Annotated in this window: 21 protein-coding genes; 11 read left to right on the top strand and 10 right to left on the bottom strand. The window is 57.4% G+C overall.

Features of this window, described 5'->3' with window-relative positions; translation table 11 throughout:
• Positions 1–5: 5 nt before the first annotated feature.
• Positions 6–1,043, bottom strand: coding sequence for an efflux RND transporter periplasmic adaptor subunit (locus AC2FI8_RS09765; RefSeq protein WP_496769057.1), 1,038 nt, complete (start codon positions 1,041–1,043; stop codon positions 6–8).
• A complete protein-coding gene (locus AC2FI8_RS09760) occupies positions 1,040–1,507 on the bottom strand; it encodes a MarR family winged helix-turn-helix transcriptional regulator (RefSeq protein WP_282151756.1) in 468 nt (155 codons plus the stop codon). Before AC2FI8_RS09760 ends, AC2FI8_RS09765 begins: the two co-directional genes overlap by 4 nt.
• A gap of 168 nt (positions 1,508–1,675) precedes the next feature.
• Here AC2FI8_RS09760 and AC2FI8_RS09755 point away from each other — a divergent pair, with 168 nt between their 5' ends.
• Positions 1,676–2,800, top strand: coding sequence for a beta-ketoacyl-ACP synthase III (locus tag AC2FI8_RS09755; RefSeq protein WP_496778761.1), 1,125 nt, complete (start codon positions 1,676–1,678; stop codon positions 2,798–2,800).
• Between the two features lie 10 nt (positions 2,801–2,810).
• Here the strand turns inward: AC2FI8_RS09755 and AC2FI8_RS09750 are convergent, their stop codons facing one another.
• Both AC2FI8_RS09750 and AC2FI8_RS09745 read right to left on the bottom strand, forming a co-directional pair.
• A complete protein-coding gene (locus AC2FI8_RS09750) occupies positions 2,811–3,815 on the bottom strand; it encodes a hypothetical protein (protein ID WP_496778759.1) in 1,005 nt (334 codons plus the stop codon).
• A 63-nt stretch (positions 3,816–3,878) separates the two neighbouring features.
• Positions 3,879–4,340: a hypothetical protein gene (locus AC2FI8_RS09745; protein WP_058275729.1), complete on the bottom strand. Its 462-nt coding sequence runs from the start codon at positions 4,338–4,340 to the stop codon at positions 3,879–3,881.
• A 354-nt stretch (positions 4,341–4,694) separates the two neighbouring features.
• Here AC2FI8_RS09745 and AC2FI8_RS09740 point away from each other — a divergent pair, with 354 nt between their 5' ends.
• Entirely contained in the window at positions 4,695–5,273 is a 579-nt protein-coding gene (locus tag AC2FI8_RS09740) for a thymidine kinase (protein ID WP_496778757.1), read from the top strand.
• Here AC2FI8_RS09740 and AC2FI8_RS09735 read toward each other — a convergent pair.
• The 5 genes from AC2FI8_RS09735 to AC2FI8_RS09715 all read right to left on the bottom strand — a co-directional run bounded on the left by AC2FI8_RS09735 (position 5,270) and on the right by AC2FI8_RS09715 (position 8,465).
• A complete protein-coding gene (locus tag AC2FI8_RS09735) occupies positions 5,270–6,220 on the bottom strand; it encodes a 2-hydroxyacid dehydrogenase (RefSeq protein WP_496778755.1) in 951 nt (316 codons plus the stop codon). The two genes, AC2FI8_RS09740 and AC2FI8_RS09735, sit on opposite strands and share 4 nt — an antisense overlap.
• Entirely contained in the window at positions 6,220–6,558 is a 339-nt protein-coding gene (locus tag AC2FI8_RS09730) for a tRNA-binding protein (RefSeq protein WP_058275547.1), read from the bottom strand. The genes AC2FI8_RS09735 and AC2FI8_RS09730 overlap by 1 nt, the downstream gene beginning before the upstream one ends.
• Positions 6,551–7,366, bottom strand: a complete 816-nt coding sequence (gene proC, locus AC2FI8_RS09725) for a pyrroline-5-carboxylate reductase (protein WP_496769067.1) — start codon at positions 7,364–7,366, stop codon at positions 6,551–6,553. Before proC ends, AC2FI8_RS09730 begins: the two co-directional genes overlap by 8 nt.
• 36 nt (positions 7,367–7,402) lie before the next feature.
• A complete protein-coding gene (locus AC2FI8_RS09720) occupies positions 7,403–7,903 on the bottom strand; it encodes a type III secretion system chaperone family protein (protein WP_496724030.1) in 501 nt (166 codons plus the stop codon).
• Positions 7,904–8,216: 313 nt separating this feature from the next.
• Positions 8,217–8,465, bottom strand: coding sequence for an accessory factor UbiK family protein (locus tag AC2FI8_RS09715; protein WP_050604795.1), 249 nt, complete (start codon positions 8,463–8,465; stop codon positions 8,217–8,219).
• Positions 8,466–8,562: 97 nt separating this feature from the next.
• Between AC2FI8_RS09715 and lgt the strand changes: the two genes are divergently transcribed.
• From lgt to AC2FI8_RS09690, 5 genes are all read left to right on the top strand, one after another.
• Positions 8,563–9,450: a prolipoprotein diacylglyceryl transferase gene (gene lgt, locus AC2FI8_RS09710; RefSeq protein WP_496769069.1), complete on the top strand. Its 888-nt coding sequence runs from the start codon at positions 8,563–8,565 to the stop codon at positions 9,448–9,450.
• Positions 9,447–10,514: a class I SAM-dependent methyltransferase gene (locus AC2FI8_RS09705; protein ID WP_496778753.1), complete on the top strand. Its 1,068-nt coding sequence runs from the start codon at positions 9,447–9,449 to the stop codon at positions 10,512–10,514. Before lgt ends, AC2FI8_RS09705 begins: the two co-directional genes overlap by 4 nt.
• Entirely contained in the window at positions 10,511–11,269 is a 759-nt protein-coding gene (pgeF, locus tag AC2FI8_RS09700) for a peptidoglycan editing factor PgeF (RefSeq protein ID WP_496724024.1), read from the top strand. Before AC2FI8_RS09705 ends, pgeF begins: the two co-directional genes overlap by 4 nt.
• Positions 11,270–11,538: 269 nt before the next feature.
• Positions 11,539–11,667, top strand: a complete 129-nt coding sequence (locus AC2FI8_RS09695; RefSeq protein WP_496738197.1) for a hypothetical protein — start codon at positions 11,539–11,541, stop codon at positions 11,665–11,667.
• A gap of 332 nt (positions 11,668–11,999) precedes the next feature.
• Positions 12,000–12,782 (top strand): Hint domain-containing protein, encoded by a 783-nt coding sequence (locus AC2FI8_RS09690; protein WP_496778751.1) that lies wholly within the window; start codon positions 12,000–12,002, stop codon positions 12,780–12,782.
• Positions 12,783–12,898: 116 nt separating this feature from the next.
• On the opposite strand, the gene AC2FI8_RS09685 is transcribed toward AC2FI8_RS09690, so the two are convergent.
• The gene (locus tag AC2FI8_RS09685) at positions 12,899–13,399 is read right to left on the bottom strand and encodes an Lrp/AsnC family transcriptional regulator (protein ID WP_108859290.1); all 501 of its coding nucleotides are present in this window, start codon (positions 13,397–13,399) and stop codon (positions 12,899–12,901) included.
• A gap of 226 nt (positions 13,400–13,625) precedes the next feature.
• Between AC2FI8_RS09685 and trxB the strand changes: the two genes are divergently transcribed.
• From trxB to AC2FI8_RS09665, 4 genes are all read left to right on the top strand, one after another.
• Complete coding sequence (trxB, locus tag AC2FI8_RS09680) at positions 13,626–14,567, top strand: thioredoxin-disulfide reductase (protein WP_496738199.1); 942 nt, start codon at positions 13,626–13,628, stop codon at positions 14,565–14,567.
• 4 nt (positions 14,568–14,571) lie between these two features.
• Complete coding sequence (locus AC2FI8_RS09675; protein ID WP_496738200.1) at positions 14,572–15,048, top strand: RES family NAD+ phosphorylase; 477 nt, start codon at positions 14,572–14,574, stop codon at positions 15,046–15,048.
• 51 nt (positions 15,049–15,099) lie between these two features.
• Positions 15,100–16,770, top strand: coding sequence for an adenylate/guanylate cyclase domain-containing protein (locus tag AC2FI8_RS09670; RefSeq protein WP_496778749.1), 1,671 nt, complete (start codon positions 15,100–15,102; stop codon positions 16,768–16,770).
• Positions 16,771–16,976: 206 nt separating this feature from the next.
• Positions 16,977–18,695 (top strand): bifunctional sulfate adenylyltransferase/adenylylsulfate kinase, encoded by a 1,719-nt coding sequence (locus AC2FI8_RS09665; protein WP_496778747.1) that lies wholly within the window; start codon positions 16,977–16,979, stop codon positions 18,693–18,695.
• The last annotated feature ends 68 nt before the right edge of the window (positions 18,696–18,763 follow it).

Genomic DNA, 18,763 nt, shown 5'->3' with positions numbered 1-18,763 from the left:
GCCCTTCAGTTTGCAAAGCCGACAAAGCGGCGAACGGCTTGGCCATCTGTCAACGTGCTGCCACCCGCGACGACGATCTCGTCACCATCGTTCAACCCTGTCAGAACACGGACTTCGCCGGTCTGCGTGGGTTCGATGGTAACCGGCACAAGCTGGACGGCGCCTTCATCGGCCCCAACCGGTGAAAACACCATGACGCCCAGACCGCCCTCAGCGTCCGAAATGATGGCCGTTGCGGGCACAACGATACCTGTCCGGGCGTCCTGGACTTTCACATTCACGGTCACTGACGAACCCGGCAAAATCTGCAATCCTTCAGGTGGCGTGAGGCCAAACTGGATGCGGAAAGTCTGACCCACGCTCGAGGTTTCGGCGTCAAATTCCCGGATCTGCAGGGGGAAGACCTCGTCGCTGGTTGGAAACTTCGCCGTAATCGCAATGTCATCTTCCTGACCCGATCGTTGGAACAGGATTTCCGGAACATCTACTTCGATCCGCAATTCGGACATATCGTGGATACGCACGATGGGCGCCCCTGCGTTTACAGTGGTAAAAGACTCGACCGTTCGGCGTGAGACCAGCGCGTCAAACGGCGCGGTCAGTGTGGCGTGTTCCAGATCATATTCGGCATCGCGGACGGCGATATCCGCCAGTTGCGCTTCGGTTTCCGCGTCGTCCACCGCCACCTGGCTGGCTGTGGTTCCGCGCAAACGAGAAAGACGGGCCACGGTACGATCCGCCTGATCCTTTTGCAGGACAGCGCGGTCATAGCGGCGCTGGAATGGTTCCTGATCCAGTTGCGCGATCAGCTCGCCCTTGGGTATCACAAACCCCTCGGTCACCGGCATTTCGACGATTTGCCCGGAAACCTGAAAGGCCAGATCGACGGTTTGCCGCGCAGCGACGCGACCAAAAAACTGGCGCGAGAAGCCGGGCGAAGTCTCTTGGACCATCATTAGTTTTACGGGCTTGGCGCTATCCTGCGCCAAAACGGAGGTGGCGAACACGGTCAGAGCGACGCTCAATACAGTGAAGAGTTTCATTTCTTCAATCCCTCAGGAATTCCTGTTTTCATTATATTTTCCCGGATTTTCCGGGCCAGTCGTGCAAATTCGGCAGTTTCGTCAGCATCCAGCCCAGAGGCTCGGCGGAACAGGTCCCCCGCCTCGGACATCAGAACCTGTCGCATCTCAAGCCCCTTGTCGGTCAGAACCAACAACCACGCCCGACGGTCTTCCGGATCGCGCTGTCGGGTCAGGTATCCTGCCTCTTCCAGCGCGTCAGCGGTTGACGTGATGGTGGACGGCACCGTCAGCATGTCTGCAGCCAAAACGCCCATGCGTTTGGGTCGCTCAAGCTTGACCATCATATGGCATTCCTGATGGCTCAGCCCGACCTCAAGTGCGTCAAGGCTTTCTTCCAGTTTCCAGTAGAGCGCATAGACCCCCATCATCGCCTGCACTTCTGGACTGAGGCAGCGCACCAGCGCACTGTCGTCATGGGTCATCGGTGAATCCGTTTGTGACTTTGGCCTCGCATATACTTCGAAATATGAACTATTCAAGATGCGAAGTGGATTTCAGCGCAAACTTTGACATTCCCTTGGGTCAACGTCTCTTGATCTAACCCTTGTAAGCCTGCATTTTGGGCGAATCCGAAACATTCAGGTCTTATCATGTACACGCCCGCGATCACCGGCTCAGGTGTTTTCACCCCCGAAAACGTCATCACCAACGCCGAACTTGTCACGGCCTTCAACGCCTATGCCGACAAGATGAACGCCCAAAACGCAGACGCAATCGCGGCGGGTGAGATTGAGCCGATGCAGCATTCGTCGGAAGAGTTCATCTTCAAGGCCTCGGGTATCGAGAAACGCTACGTGATGGACAAGGACGGTGTTCTGGACCCTGACGTGATGCATCCTTTGTTGCGTCAACGTGGCGATAACGAACCGGGCATCATGACCGAGATGGCCGTGGATGCGTGTAAAAAGGCGCTGGAACAGGCCGGGCGCAGCGCTGAGGACGTTGATCTGGTGATCTGCGCCGCCTCGAACCACGAACGCGCCTATCCTGCGGTTGCTATCGAGATACAGCAGGCCCTTGGGATCAGCGGGTTCGGGTTTGATATGAATGTCGCCTGTTCTTCGGCCACTTTCGGGATTCAGGCCGCCGCGGACATGGTCCGCTCCGGCTCGGTCCGCGCCGCATTGGTGGTAAACCCCGAGATTTGTTCAGGGCATCTGGAATGGCGCGACCGCGATTGTCATTTCATCTTTGGCGACGTGGCCACCGCCACTTTGATCGAGCGGGTCGAAGACGCGAAGGGTCCGCATTTCGAAATTCTGTCAACACGCTGCGCGACCGAATTCTCGAACAATATCCGCAACAACAACGGCTTCCTGCGTCGTTCACGCCCTGACGGGGTGGTCGACCGCCGTGACATGCAGTTCATGCAGAACGGACGCAAAGTCTTCAAAGAAGTGCTGCCAATGGTCAGCAAGCACATCTCGGATCACATGGACGCGGAAGGCGTGAACAGCGATGACCTGAAACGCCTGTGGCTGCATCAGGCCAACAAGACCATGAATGACTTCATCGGCAAGAAGGTTCTGGGACGCGAACCCGAGGTAGGCGAACAGCCCAACATCCTGCAAGATTATGCCAACACCTCCTCGGCCGGGTCCATCATCGCGTTTTCCAAGTATTCGGATGATCTGTCAGATGGAGATGTCGGCCTGATCTGTTCCTTCGGCGCGGGGTATTCAGTTGGATCGGTGATTGTTAAGCGCCACGGGTGATATGCCGAGATCACTCGGGGCAAACACCAAGCCAAGGGCCGTCGCGGCTCTCGCGTGTTACTTCCAACCAACGGTTTGGCTCTGACTTACACCATTGGTACAAGGCTGGGTCTAGTGGCCGAGTGAACGTCGCTACAACCTGATCCGTTTCCAAATTGACCTGCTTTAAACCAGCTTCGGGCAATACCGCTTTCAGCGCATCACCTAGTGCGGACAACCCGGCCCGTGCAGCAATATCCGACGTCGGGAATTGTGTCGAAATGTGAAAACTGGAAAACGCCACTTCTTCATCTTTGGGCATTCCCCTTAAACCAGCGACAATCAGCTTTCGTCCCAGATCTTGAGAGGCAAGTTCACAGCCTCTGCTCGAGTTCCGGGGGCGGGGCCATTTCCAAAGTTCGGATCCCAAATAGATCTGGAGTTGCCCCTCATTTGGCAAAACGTAGCGGCCGGGACTTGTTTTGATGTCAGCAACGCTCGTTGCGCCATCAATTAGCCAGACAGCGTCATCGGTCACGTCCGCGGTCACTTCGGCCAACTCTTTCAGCTTGAACTTTTCATCCAAGACCGGGCGCACCAAAATCGCCTTCGGAAAAGCCTGCGTACAGACCTTCAAAATTACCCGAGACGTTTCGAGCGTGATCCGATCCAAGTAAGCTCGAAAGTAAGTTGTTTCGCCGGACAAGTCAGTGTTTCTGTCTGCATCAGGGCTGGATTCCGTGGGTAGAACACCCTGAACAGTGACACCAAAATAGTGGCAGAAATGCCTCAGCGAAATCGTCCCGTCTAAGATCGGGCCAACATCCGCCTCAAGAATCGGTTCGGCGCTGGCGGGGTCGGCACCGGGTTTTTCAGCAATCTGAACGCTCAGCCGACCGCCTCGGTAGCGAACATAAACATCCCGTTCGTCATGAGTTTGGCCATAGAACTGGCTCGGGCATGACCCGCCGCCGTTCAGCAAGGCAAGGTCAAGATTCAGAGGTTTAGGAAGCTTGGGCGTATGGAAATTAAACATAGCTTGTCGCCTGATCCCCATTCGAGGGGCAATTGACCGTAGCGAGTAGAAGGCAAACAGCTGTCAGCTCACGCTTTCCTCTTCCAGATGCAGCTTCATATCCAGCAGGACCTGTTGCAGCTGGCTGGTTTCCCTCAGAAGACGCTTGGCTTCGTTCACCGTGATGATGCCGTCCTCGATCGCCGATTGATATTCGGTCATCAGCATCGCAAACCGCTGGCTCAGCGCGATGACGTCGGAATTCACTCCACCGGTGCGGGGGCTGTCGTCATTGCGCCCGTCATAGGACAGGGTGATATTCTTCAGATCGGCAAGCGCCGAGGTGACGTGAGGGAAGTTTGCCACTGCCTCAAGCCGCGCCACCGCATCGACCGGCATGAACCGATCAGTATGTTCGACATTGTCAGAATAATAACGGCCCAACGTGGCTTTTGATTTGCCGGTAATCTCGCACGCGGATTCGATTCCCACGTCTTTAACCAGCGCTTCTGTGTGTTTTTTCAGGTAGGCCCCGATATCTGCCATGTTTTTACCTTTACTGCCTGCACGCCCCACTAAATCTGCCATTGCGGGGGAAAGGGAAAAGAAAATTCCCATACTCGATTCATAATTGAAATGTCATATGTTGGCTATCCCTCAGATATGCGGGGGTTTTGTGAGTGAGTGGCGGCATTTAATGCCGGTAATGAGTGATTGCGGGTCGGTATTCTTGTCCCGCTACGGTTAGGCCGCATGTTGGCCGACGGCGTCGCCGTTGTTGGGGCGGGGGGATCCATCCCCAATGGGCTTACGCTCGACCTCTGCAACGATAATGGCGACGTCGCTTATTAAAGCTCTTGATGGCTTGCCCGATCAAAGCAGGCGTTTTAGACCCGACCCATGGCAAAACTATACTTTAATTATTCGACGATGAACGCGGGAAAATCGACCGTGTTACTGCAAGCCTCGCACAATTACCGTGAGAGGGGGATGGACACCTATTTGATGACCGCGGCCCTTGATGGCCGGGCCGGTGTTGGCAGGATTGCGTCGCGGATCGGCATATCGGCTGATGCGGACACGTTCGCCGCTGGAACCGACGTGTTCGCGATGATTGAACAGCGCCTGAAAAAAGGGAACATCACCTGCGTTTTTATTGATGAGGCGCAATTTTTGACCGAAGAGCAAGTCTGGCAATTGGCCCGTGCAGTGGATGACCTGCGGGTGCCTGTGCTTGCCTATGGCTTGCGCGTGGATTTTCAGGGCTGCCTGTTTCCCGGCTCCGCTGCCTTGCTGGCATTGGCAGACGAGATGCGCGAAGTGCGGACCATTTGCGAATGCGGCCGCAAGGCGACGATGGTCATCCGTCAAGACGAAAACGGCAACGCCATCACCGAGGGCGCGCAGGTGCAGATCGGCGGCAATGAAACTTATATTTCGCTGTGCCGCAAACACTGGCGCGAGGCCGTCGGGCGCTAGACCGGGTTCGGCAAAGATCGCCCCGCGACGAAAGCAGTAACGTTGTCCAGCGCTATATGCCCCATATCGGTGCGCACCTCTTCGGTCGCTGTGCCAAGATGGGGCAGTATCGTCACATTCTCCATATCGCGCAGGGCCTGCGGAACGGTGGGTTCGAACTCATAAACATCAAGGCCCGCGCCTGCGATCTGACCTGATTGCAGGGCGTTGACCAGTGCGGATTCGTCCACAACTTCTCCGCGCGCGATGTTGATCAAGATGCCCGAAGGTTTCATCGCCTCCAGCACCGGCGCATTGATCAGGTGGCGCGTTTGCGCACCGCCTGGAACGGCGAGCACCAGGAAATCGACCGCAGCCGCCAGTTCTTTCAGGTCCGGTATGTTTTCTGCGGGAAACTCCACCTCTTTCGGGCTGCGCGACTGGTACGCCACGTCCATCCCAAAACCGAAATGACAACGCCACGAAATGGCCTGACCAATTCTGCCCATCCCGACGATCCCAACGCGTTTTCCGGTCACATGATGCCCCAGCATTTGCGTCGGATGCCAGCCTTGCCATTTGCCCGAACGAACCAGCCGTTCCCCCTCGCCCGCGCGGCGCGCGGTCGACAACAGCAACGTCATCGCGATGTCTGCCGTGGCATCGGTAACCGCACCGGGGGTGTTTGAGACCTGAATCCCTGCAGCCCGCGCGGCTACGACGTCGATATGATTGTACCCTACGCCGAAATTTGCCAGCAGTTTGCAGCGCGGCTGCGGCACTTCCGCGAAAATTGTGGCCGAAAACTGATCGCCCAGGGTGGGCACGACCACATCAAATTCGGCCAATGCGTGCCGCATTTCGTCGGGCGACATTGGCAACGTGCTGCTGCGGATCTCGACGTCGAACTCGGCGCGAGCGCGCGCCTCGACGGCGGCCGTCATGGGGCGTGCGATCAAAAGTTTCATCAGTGCATCCGCCCGCCGGTTGGAACCTCGCCATCCGGACCGATCAGAACGATCTCGCCCTTGTCGTCGGGCAGGCCCAGCACCAGAACCTCGGACATGAACTTGCCGATCTGGCGCGGTGGGAAATTGACAACGGCCATCACCTGCTTGCCAACCAACGTCGTCGGATCGTAATGCGCCGTTATCTGGGCTGAGGTTCGGCGCTCGCCAATTTCGTCTCCAAAGTCGATCCACATCTTGATCGCGGGCTTGCGGGCCTCTGGGTAAGGCTCGGCGCGGACAACCTTACCGACCCGAATGTCGACCTTCAGAAAATCATCGAATGAAATCTCACTCACGGGACAGCTCCTTGGATCGGTCAGTTGCAGCCTTGACGGCGCGGTGCAACAGATCGGGGAAACCTTCTTCCTCATGCATCAGCACTTCAAGCGCAGCTTGCGTCGTACCGTTGGGCGACGTCACGTTGACACGCAGCTGCGATGGGTCTTCCTCTGCCGCCATGGCCAAAGCCCCTGCCCCGGCAACGGTCGATTTGGCCAGTTTCATCGCCAGATCAGGCGGCAAGCCTTGCGCCTGTCCGGCTGCTGCCAGCGTTTCGATCAGGTGGAAGACATAAGCAGGCCCCGAACCGCTCAGCCCGGTCACCGCGTCCATCTGCGCCTCGTCCTCAAGGCGAACTGTGTCACCAATTGCGGACAGCAGGTTTTCCGTTAGGGCTACATCGGTGTCTGAGGCGTTTGCATTGCCGATCAATGCTGTGATCCCCTGCCGGATCGCCGCCGGTGTATTTGGCATCGCCCGCACAATTGGGGTGCCTTCACCCAACAAAGCTTCAAAGGTGGCGATTGATGTGCCCGCTGCGACTGACACAAACAGGCTGCCGCCTCCGCCCAGCGCTTTGATCGCTGGCAGTGCCTCGCCCATCATCTGTGGCTTGACGGCCACCAATACGACCGCCGGGGCCTCGGGTAATGGAGTGTTGATATTGACGCCCTGCGCCTTCAGCCAATCCGAAGGATACGGGTCGATCACCCAGACGGCTGACGTAGGAAGGCCATGCTCCAACCAACCGGCGAGCATGGCCGAACCCATCTTGCCGCATCCCAGAAGAACCAGCCCCTGCTCGGCGACGCGTGACATGTCCATGATTGCCCCTCTCCATATCCGGTTTGGGGCAAATCTTTACGCGCGGCCGTAGGCCTCTGCAATGGCGACCTGCATCGCGTCCTCGGGATCGCGGTTGCCCCAGGTGACCAGTTGGATCGCGGGGTAATAGCGCTCGGCGCTCAGAACCGCGGCGGTGATCATTGTGTCGATCTGTTCCGGGCTGGCCATCTGGCCACCCGCCAGAACCAAACCGTACCGGTAGACCATCAGCTTTTGATTGGCCCAATACGTAAATGCACCAGCCCAGCACTGATCATTCATCTTGTTGAGCAGCTCATAAAGCTCGTTCTCGCGCTCGGATGGAGGTTCCATTTCGAAAGAACACACCATGCGGAGCGTTTCGTCATAGTTGGACCAGGCCAAGGTGATCGAATAGGTGCGCCACTGTCCTTCGACAGCCATGGCAATCTGATCATCCCCGATCCGGTCGAAATCCCAGTCGTGGTGTTCGGCAAGATGTTCAACAATGTCGATTGGATGAAGGTCTTCTTCGAGAAACTGTTCGGAAAGGGCCATAATGCCACCTCACTAATCTCTAGCCTTTTAGGGGCTGGCAGCGCCCCAGCGCTAGTTGCTTGCTCTACAAGCCGGGCTTCCCCAGTCTGCCTGTACTAGATATGGTGCGCCGCTGGCAGGGTTCTGGCAACCCTATTTGTTGGGGATAACATCAATAAGTTGTGGACAGTCGGCAACGGCGATCAAAATATTGGCGCCACCGCCAGCTTTGTCTTGATTAAATTTGGTAAGGTGTCAAAATACACAACACCGCACAATCCCAGCGTGGATTGCGCGGCGGTTTTCTTTTTTCAAAATCTCGAGTGTGCGGAACTTATTTGTCCAGCTTGGCTTCAAGCGCGGCAATACGTGCCTCAAGCGCTGCGTTCTCTTCGCGCGCCTTCTGGGCCATGGCGCGCACAGCATCAAATTCTTCGCGCGTGACGAAATCACGATCGGCTAACCAGCGGTCGATCATCGACTTCATGGCGTTCTCGGCTTCTTCCCGCGCGCCTTGCGCGACGCCCATGGCGTTGGTCATCAGTTGGGAAACGTCATCAAGAATCTTATTACGGGTTTGCATGGCTTTACTCCGGTATCGCGGTTGGTCTCTATATGGGCAAAGAATGGCCCGGGCTCAAGGTTGACTTGCCCCGCTAACCCCGGGCAATGAGACGCACATGCAGGCTGTTCTGAATTTCCCCGACCTTTCGCCCGAAGTTTTCTCGATCTCGCTGTTCGGGATGGAGTTCGCACTTAGATGGTACGCGCTGGCCTATATCGCCGGTATTCTGATCGCATGGCGATTGGGTACTGCGGCGCTGAAGCGTCCGGCCCTTTGGCCTGCAGATACTCCACCGATGAAACCGCAGCAGTTGGAGGATCTGATCACCTGGATCATCCTCGGCGTGATTCTCGGCGGGCGTCTGGGGTTCGTTCTGTTTTACCAACCGGCTTACTACCTATCGCACCCGTTGGAGATATTGATGATCTGGCAGGGCGGTATGGCCTTCCATGGTGGTTTGCTGGGGGTCGTCGTTGCGTCCTATCTCTATGCGCGGCGTTACCAGGTCCCGGTTTTGTCTTTGGCCGATCTGATCGCACACGCTGTGCCGCCCGGACTGCTGTTGGGGCGGTTGGCGAACTTCACTAATGCCGAGCTTTGGGGGCGACCCAGCGACGTTCCATGGGCAGTGATCTTTCCAGGTGGCGCCGCGCAGGACTGCCCTGGTGTTGTGGCCGGGATGTGTGCCCGACACCCCTCGCAGCTTTATGAAGCTGCACTGGAAGGTTTGTTGCTGGGCGCACTTCTACTGTGGATGGCCTATCGGCGTGGGGCGTTTCACAAGCCCGGTCTGGTGATGGGTGTATTTCTGGCAGGTTATGGCGCCTCGCGTTTCATTGTTGAGTTCTTTCGTCAGCCTGACGCACAGTTCGTCTCGGCAGGGAATCCGCTGGGGCTGGCGTGGCACGTGGGCGGCTATGGTCTGACCATGGGGCAAATGCTATCGCTGCCAATGATCGCGCTTGGCCTTTGGTTTGCACTGCGCGCGCGACGCACTCAATGAACCTTAAGCATCACCTACTGGCGCAAATTGCGCTGAATGGCCCGATGAGCGTGGCCGATTTCATGACTGAATGCCTGCTGAACCCTAAGTTTGGATACTACACCACCCGCGATCCGCTGGGGGCGCAGGGGGATTTCATCACTGCACCGGAAATCAGCCAGATGTTCGGAGAGTTGATCGGGCTTGCTCTGGCGCAAAGCTGGATGGATCAAGGCAAGCCGGACAGGTTCATTCTAGCAGAGCTGGGACCGGGTCGCGGCACACTGATGGCAGATATCCTGCGCGCAACCAGCAGCATATCTGGATTTCACGAGGCCGCAGAAATTGTTTTGTTCGAGGCCTCCCCTGCCCTGCGGGACAGGCAGGCGCAATTGCTGAGCTGTCACAACCCGCGTTGGATCGATACGCTCACCGCCCTGCCCCAAGCCCCCCTGTTTCTGGTGGCGAACGAGTTTTTTGATGCCCTGCCAGTCCGCCAATTCATACGTGAAGGTGATGGCTGGCGCGAACGTCTAATCGGTGCGCAGGGCGAATCGCTTACGTATGGGCTGGGGCCGAACACGGCTCAGATCGGTCTGGCAGATCGCATGACCGACACCCAAGATAGCGATTTGGTTGAACTTTGCGCGGCCGCAATTCCGATCCTGACCGTGATCGCTGGGCGGATCGCCACTTATGGCGGGGCGGGTCTGATCGTGGATTACGGTGACTGGCATTCGCTGGGCGACACGTTTCAAGCTTTGCAATCACATGAACGTGTTGATCCCCTGCAAGCTCCGGGTCGGGCGGATCTGACCGCGCATGTAGATTTTGAGCCCCTTGCTATTGCCGCACGCGCCGCCGGTTGCGCCCATACAAAGCTGACACCTCAGGGCATGTTTCTGGAACGGCTGGGCATCACGGCCCGCGCACAGGCGCTGGCTGCGCCACTCGGCGGGTCTGAGCTTGAGGCGCTCATTGCTGCACATCGCCGGTTGACGCATCCCGAGGAAATGGGAAATCTGTTCAAAGTACTGGGCCTCTACCCTTCTTATGCTGCACCTCCACCGGGACTGGAACCATGACATTGGAAATTCTGACCTCGGACGTCCTATCGCCTGTCCGCCACGGGTTTTTCAGCCGTCGGGGCGGAGCGTCTTCCGGAATATTCGCGGGTTTAAACTGCGGCTATGGCTCGTCTGACCAAACCGAAGCGGTGGCAGTGAACCGTCAGCGCGTGGCCGCGGCGATGGAGGTCAACCCGGACGCATTGGTCGGGGTGCATCAAGTGCATTCCCCAACCGTTCTGACGGTGGACGCTCCGATAAATGGCGACAAACCCAAAGCGGATGCGGTTGTCACCGCAACCCCGGGATTGGCGCTGACGATTCTGACAGCGGATTGCCAACCGGTCCTGTTTGCCGATTCTGACGCGAATGTGATCGGGGCTGCGCATGCCGGGTGGCGCGGTGCTTTGGACGGTGTATTGGAGGCAACCCTGGACGCGATGGAGGCATTGGGCGCGCAGCGGGAAAACACCGTCGCTGTCATTGGTCCTACGATTTCTCAAAACGCGTATGAGGTCGGTCCAGATTTCCTGGATGAATTCGCAGCGGATTCGCCCGAAAACCTTAGGTTCTTCGCGAATGGCAATGGGGATCGACTGCAGTTCGACCTGCCCGCCTTTGGTCTGCACAGATTGCGGCAAGCCGGGGTGGGTCAGGCGGAATGGACGCGGCACTGCACCTATTCAGACCCGGACAGATTTTATTCCTTCCGCCGCTCGACCCACGCGAAAGAAGCCGATTATGGCCGTTTGATCTCCGCCATTAAATTGTAGAGCGCGCCCAAAATGTGGCGAAATCGCCGCTTTTTCGCCACATTTGTTGTGTCTGTTTGAGTCGAGACATTTTGACTTTTATTGTCCGCACTCAGGTGTTTATCAAACGATTATCCCGCGGTGCGAGGCATTCCAAAGAAGAGGATCTGCCGACCTTCGACTTTACTGTTTAAATCCTGAGTCAGCCTTATCGGTGCCGCATTGACGCGCCACACTGATCCTACACAGGAACCCGGGGTAGCTGCCCCGGTACGACTAGGAATAATAACATGAAGGTTAAATCTCGTTTTCTCAGTGCCGTTGTTGCGGCCACGCGAGAACAGGCACCGGAAATGCCGTGGAAACGGGTTTCCAGTTCTTCGATCAGGGTCGCGCGCCGCTTGGCACGCCAACGCTGATCAAAAGCCCAAGGAACCATGCTGCCGGTTCCAAGGGTCAAGACGCACATCGGAGGGGTGCTCCGGGCCGGTGTGTGACCAACCGCTGAAATTTCCAGCGGCCTGGTTCAGGGGTGTGTGTGCGCAGGTAATTTCCGCCTGTGTTTTAGTGAGTTTGTCTGGGGGGTCAGTGTGTTGACCAAAGGAAAGCGAAAGTTCATCGCGTTGCGACGCCGCAAAGGCGTGCGCCCTGAGGTCGCTATCTCATTAAAGACAAAGAATACGCCGGTCAGGTTGCCCTGTACGGAGGGCTTTACCCGTCTGAACGGTATTTTAGGAGGGACGGAATAAAAATGACAATTCCACATTCCTTGACGCGCGCAGCCAGAAACGCGGTCGAAACTTCGGCCATGCTGCGCGAAATTCCGAAGACAAACGCAAGACCAAAGGCGCAGTTGCGGCGCTATGAGGTCAGTACCTTGATGCCGAACGGAGATGTTTCGCAAACGCGCCACATCGCCCCGGCATTGCCCATGTTCGAAGACGCCTTTTGTGCCTTTACACGCGGATCCCTGGTGGAAACCGAAAACGGCCCATTGGCGATCGAAGATCTGCTTCCGGGCGACATGGTTCTGACACAGGATGGCGCACTTCAGACCGTGTTGTGGAAGGGGTCGGTGACCCTGATTCCCGGGCGCGCGGATTCGCGGGGCCGAACACGCCCGCTAACTCGGATCATGGCCGATACATTTGGAATGCAAAAGCCGCTGTCCGGCGTAATCGCGGGACCCGCAGCACGTCTGCTGGGCACACCTGCGCATCTGCGCCATTTACACGACGGGGGCGAAATTCTGACCCCTGTCCATGAATTCCAGGACGGTATGAGCGTGATCGAAACATTGCCGCCGACCCCGATTGAGCTGTTTCACATCTGCCTGAAACGTCATTCGGTCATCAAGGTCGATGGCCTGCAATTCGAATCATACCATCCGGGAGTCAATGCCGCACGCCAGGTTAGCCAATCGCTCAGATCGATCTACTTGAACTTGTTTGCGCATATCGAATCGCTGAGCGATTTTGGTCCACTGGTTCTACCACGCGCAGGAGACGGTGAGATAAATGCGCTTTCTGCGTGACAACGAAAACTAACTGCAATGTGGGGGCATTATGCAGCTGATAATTAGTTGGGTTCTATCATTAACGGTCGCTGCTTTTCTGCCGCCGTCAAAACCGCATCAAAAGCGAATGATGTTCACGCCGTCCGGTTCATTCGTTCTTCCAGAACGTCGAAGGGAACGCCGGGTTCGTCCTTGGCGCCGCGAATAACCAGCGATGTTTTTACGCTGGCTACATTGGGCGTGGTCAGCAGCTCACCCGTCAGAAACTGCTGAAAACTGCTCAGGTCGGGGGCGACGCATTTCAGGATAAAGTCCACCTCGCCGTTCAACATGTGGCATTCCCGGACCAGCGGCCATTCACGGCAGCGTTCCTCGAACGCGTTCAGTTCGGATTCGGCCTGGCTTTCCAGCCCCACCATGGCAAAGACCTGAACCTCGAACCCCAACTCGCGTGAGTTCACATCGGCATGGTAGCCGCGGATAAGCCCGGAATCCTCAAGCGTACGCACGCGCCGCAGGCAAGGCGGCGCAGAAATACCTACGCGTTTTGCCAGCTCTACATTGGTCATGCGACCGTCTGCCTGCAATTCTGCCAAAATCTTGCGGTCAATCTCATCCAGCCGTATCGCGACCATGAAATGCTCCTAATTTTTCGGTTGTTATATCAGCACCCGACCAATGCGCAATTATCTTTCGTACCTGCGCAATATTCTATATTTTCAATGTTCTTTTTTTGGGCGCCTTGCCGCAAATGCATTGCTGCCTGTCAAAAGGTTGGGGGTTTAAGCCCTGCGCGACGCTCGCTATATCCATCCGTCAGGGGCCACGCGCCCCAATCAGGCAGATCGAGTTGGGGGTACTATGGCCGAAACACGACACACCAGGGTTCTGATCATCGGATCGGGACCGGCCGGTTACACGGCCGGCGTTTATGCAAGCCGCGCGATGCTAGAGCCGATTCTGGTTCAGGGCATTGAGCCGGGTGGCCAGCTGACCACAACGACCGAGGTTGAAAACTGGCCCGGAGACACCGAGGTTCAAGGCCCTGACCTGATGGTGCGTATGCAGGACCATGCCAAGGCGATGGGTTGTGAGATCATTGGCGACATCATCACCGATCTGGACGTCAGCAAACGCCCGTTCACCGCAACAGGCGACAGCGGCACAGTCTATACGGCTGATGCTGTCATTTTGGCCACCGGCGCGCGCGCCAAATGGCTGGGGCTGCCGTCGGAAGAGAAATATAAGGGCTTTGGCGTTTCGGCGTGCGCGACCTGCGACGGCTTCTTTTATCGCGGGCAGGAAATCGTGGTAATCGGCGGCGGCAACACCGCCGTGGAAGAGGCGCTGTTCCTGACCAATTTTGCCAGCAAGGTCACGCTGATACACAGACGGGATGAGCTGCGCGCGGAAAAGATCCTGCAGGACCGGCTGCTGAAGCATGAAAAAATCGAACCCCTGTGGTTCCACGAGTTAGAAGAAGTGACCGGCACCGATGCCCCGCTGGGCGTCGAAGGTGTGCGGGTCAAAAACGTGAAGACCGGCGAGATTACCGAAATCCCCTGCAAAGGCGTTTTTGTCGCGATCGGACACGCACCTGCCAATGAACTGGTCAAGGACTCGCTGGAAAGCCATATGGGCGGCTATGTCGTGACCAAGCCAGGTTCGACCGAGACCTCGGTGCCGGGTGTATTTGCGGCGGGCGACCTGACTGACCACATCTACCGGCAAGCTGTCACCAGTGCGGGAATGGGATGCATGGCCGCACTGGACGCCGAGCGCTTCCTAGCCGAACAGGACTAATCAGATGCTGGAATTCTCTGGCCCGGTCTGGAGAATTTTGTTTCTGTCACAATTGGACGCCCCTTTGGCCCCTGCCCGGGCGCCAGAGGGGCGTTTTCATTACGCGGGACAATCGGCGCTTTACGCTTCGCACAGCGCGGAAGGCGCCGGAATCGCCATTCGGCGATATGTCACGGCAGGCGATCCACCAAGGGTGTTGGTGCAGGCAAACGTGACAGACGCAAAGCTGCTCGACCTACGGGGCCAGTCTGATGCATCCGTCATATGGCAGGATATTCACGCCAAATGGGGCACCTCGCCGACATGGCGGTTCTCGGACCGCGCGCGTGACGCAGGCGCTGACGGGTTGCTATATAGCTCACGCTCGCGCCCCGAACTCAGCCACATTGTCCTGTTCGACCCGTCTCCTTCGCTGATCCGTGTGAATACGCCGTCAACAGATTGGACGCCGCCCTATCCGCAACCTGCGCTTGACCGCTAAGCCGCGGCGTATCAGACTCGGCCTCAGGCGAGACCAACGCAGGTGATCTGATTGAAAACTGTTCTGTGGCAAGGCGGGTGGGCAACCCGGCTGAGGATCGGCAGCGGCCTGGTTCTATTCGCCTTTGCGTTCTTTCACTTCATCAACATCGGCCTTGGTCTGTTTCACACGGACTACCTGCATGACATGCAGGATGCCCGGCATGTAATCACACGTCACGATGTCGGCAGCATAATACTCTATGCTGCTCTTTTGATTCACTCGGGGTTAGCCCTGTACTCGATCAGCCAGCGCCGGACTTTGCGCATGCCGTTCAGCACAGGGTTGCAGATGGTTCTGGGGTTGTTGATCCCATTGCAGCTGATCTCGCATATCGTGCAAACGCGCTATGCGAACACGGTCTACGATGTGAACGATGAAATGGGCTATATCATCGTTCTGATGTGGCCCAGCTACGCGGTCTGGATGCAAAGCCTGTTGTTGCTGGTGGTGTGGGTACATGGCTGTATCGGACTGCACATGTGGCTGCGGCTGACCCGCTGGTGGCCCAAACTGGTGCCATATCTGATTGGCCTGGCTGTGTTTGTTCCCACATTTGCCCTTGCCGGAGTGCTGACGGAAGGGCGCCGTATCTGGGCCGATTTTGCAGACCCGTTTTTGCGCGAACAATATATCGAGCATTACAACTGGCCCTCTCCCGAAGACTTCCAGCACCTGTTCAGCGTAAAAGACAATGCGCTCATGGCGTTCTGGGTGGCCCTTGGCGCATCCCTGGCGGTATTTGCGATCCGCAAGCTGTGGCGCCGCCGACATTCCGTGCGCGTCAAGTACGCTCAAGGCCCTGAGGTCGTTGCCGAAAAAGGGATGACCCTACTTGAAATTTCCCAAGCCAACGGTATTCCACACACGGCGCTATGCGGTGGCAAAGGGCGCTGCACCACCTGCCGCGTGATTGTCGAGGCGGGCGGGGATCAACTGCCCGAACCTGGTGAGGTCGAAGCCCGAAGCCTAGCTGCGGTCAGCGCCCCGGCGGGTGCCCGGCTGGCATGTCAAATCCGACCGATGGCTCCGATCACAGCGTTTCGCATGTTCCGTCCAGATGGCGCCCGACACCGGGCACATGCAAGCCAGGGTCAGGAACGGCAATTGGCGGTCCTGTTTCTGGACATGCGCGGCTTTACCTCGCGCACCGCTGGCCAACTGCCCTATGACATCGTTTTCCTGCTAAACCGCTTTTTCGACGCCATCGTCCCCGCGATCACGGCCGAGGGCGGAGTGGTCGACAAATACATGGGCGACGGCCTGTTGGCCGTGTTCGAAACCAACGACGCCCAAAGCTCTGCTCGGGCCGGGATGAAAGCGGCCATTGATATCAGCCTTGCCTTGCAGCGTTTCAACCAGCAGCTGGAATCCGAGGGCAGCCCCCGGATCCGCATCGGAATGGGCCTGCATCTAGGGGACCTTGTTCTGGGTGAAATCGGTGCCGCAGGCCACGCCGCCCGTACAATCATCGGCGACACCGTAAATGTGGCCAGCCGGTTAGAAGCCGAAACCAAATCCCTGGGCTGCGAACTTCTGGTCTCGGAAGAGTTGTTGCTGGCGTCAGGATATGACGGCGATATGCGGCAGGTTCGCCCATTCGAGCTGCGTGGCGTGACGCGACCGATTCCCGCCCTGCCCGTCCTCAAAGCCGCGGATCTGAACGCCAATGTCACTGCATAAGAACACTCGCCCTGAATTGGGTGGAATTGTTGCCCACATCGGGAACCAGATTCGCAGATTGCCACGCAAACCGGAATTTCCTTCCATTGCGTGGAAAAACCGCGCATATCGTCCTTTGTTTCACCAAGGTATATGGACTTCACCCAAAAGCCGGGGCAAACGCCCCGTAATCAACGGCAAAGCAGCACTTTTACAAGAGTATTCCCATGACGATGTTAAGTAACCTGGCCCCAATCCCCGAATTGTTCGTGTCCTACGATTCAGCACAGAAACTGAAGGTGGAAGCCGCCGATCTGACCAGCTGGGACCTGAGCCCGCGCCAAATCTGCGATCTGGAATTGCTGATGAACGGCGGGTTCAACCCTCTCAAAGGCTTCCTGAGCCAGGCGGACTACGACAATGTCGTTGAGAACATGCGGCTGACCGATGGTACCCTTTGGCCGATGCCCATTACTCTGGACGTAGACGAGGCGTTTGCCGACAAAGTCGAATTGGGCCAGGACATCGCGCTGCGCGATCAGGAAGGCGTCATTCTCGGCACCATGACCGTCACCGACCGTTGGACACCGGACAAAGCCCGCGAGGCCGAGAAAGTCTTTGGTGCCGATGACGAGGCGCACCCGGCGGTGAATTACCTGCACAACGTGGCGGGTAAAGTGTATCTGGGCGGACCCGTGGTCGGCATTCAGCAGCCCGTCCACTATGACTTTCGCGCGCGCCGCGACACTCCGAACGAGTTGCGCGCCTATTTCCGCAAAGTCGGCTGGCGGCGTATCGTGGCGTTCCAGACCCGCAACCCTCTGCACCGCGCGCACCAGGAACTGACCTTTCGCGCCGCGAAAGAGGCGCAGGCCAACCTGCTGATCCATCCGGTCGTGGGCATGACCAAACCTGGCGACGTCGATCACTTCACCCGCGTGCGCTGCTATGAGGCAGTGCTGGACAAATACCCGGCCTCGACCACATCGATGTCGTTGTTGAACCTGGCAATGCGCATGGCCGGCCCGCGCGAAGCTGTCTGGCACGGGCTAATCCGTGCAAACCACGGCTGCACGCATTTCATCGTGGGTCGCGACCATGCGGGCCCGGGCAAGAACAGTCAGGGCGAAGATTTCTATGGCCCCTACGATGCGCAGGATCTGTTCCGCAAGTACCAGGATGAGATCGGCGTCGAAATGGTCGACTTCAAGCACATGGTTTTTGTGCAGGAACGCGCGCAATACGAGCCGAACGATGAGATTTTGGATAAGGACAATGTCACTATCCTGAATATATCGGGCACCGAGTTACGCCGTCGTCTGGCCGAAGGTCTGGAGATCCCGGAATGGTTCAGCTTTCCCGAGGTTGTCGCCGAATTGCGCAAGACCCGCCCACCGCGCAGCCAGCAGGGCTTTACTGTGTTCTTCACCGGCTTTTCGGGCTCGGGCAAATCCACCATCGCCAACGCGCTTATGGTCAAACTGATGGAGATGGGCGGCCGCCCGGTTACTTTGCTGGATGGTGACATCGTTCGGAAAAACCTGTCGTCCGAACTGGGCTTTTCGAAGGAACACCGCGACCTGAACATCCGTCGCATCGGCTATGTGGCCAGCGAGATCACCAAGAACGGCGGCATCGCAATCTGCGCGCCGATCGCGCCCTATGCCACGACCCGCCGTGCGGTCCGGGAAGAGATCGAGCAATTCGGCGCCTTCTGCGAGGTTCACGTGGCCACCACCATTGAGGAATGCGAACGCCGCGACCGCAAGGGACTGTACAAGCTGGCCCGCGAAGGCAAGATCAAAGAGTTCACTGGAATATCGGACCCGTATGACGTTCCCGCGGACCCCGAACTGAGCGTCGAGACCGAAAATGTCGAGGTCGACAACTGCGCCCATCAGGTTCTTCTGAAACTGGAAAGTATGGGGCTGATTGCAGCATCCTAATTGCTACAACAAACAAGCAAAGCGGCCAGCAGTGGCCGCTTTTTGTGTTGGATTGGCAAGCGCACGCT

Source organism: Ruegeria sp. CDSB029 (genome assembly GCF_059611125.1).
The sequence above is the reverse complement of the archived record's forward strand: the minus strand, read 5'-3'. Positions and strand labels throughout refer to the sequence as shown.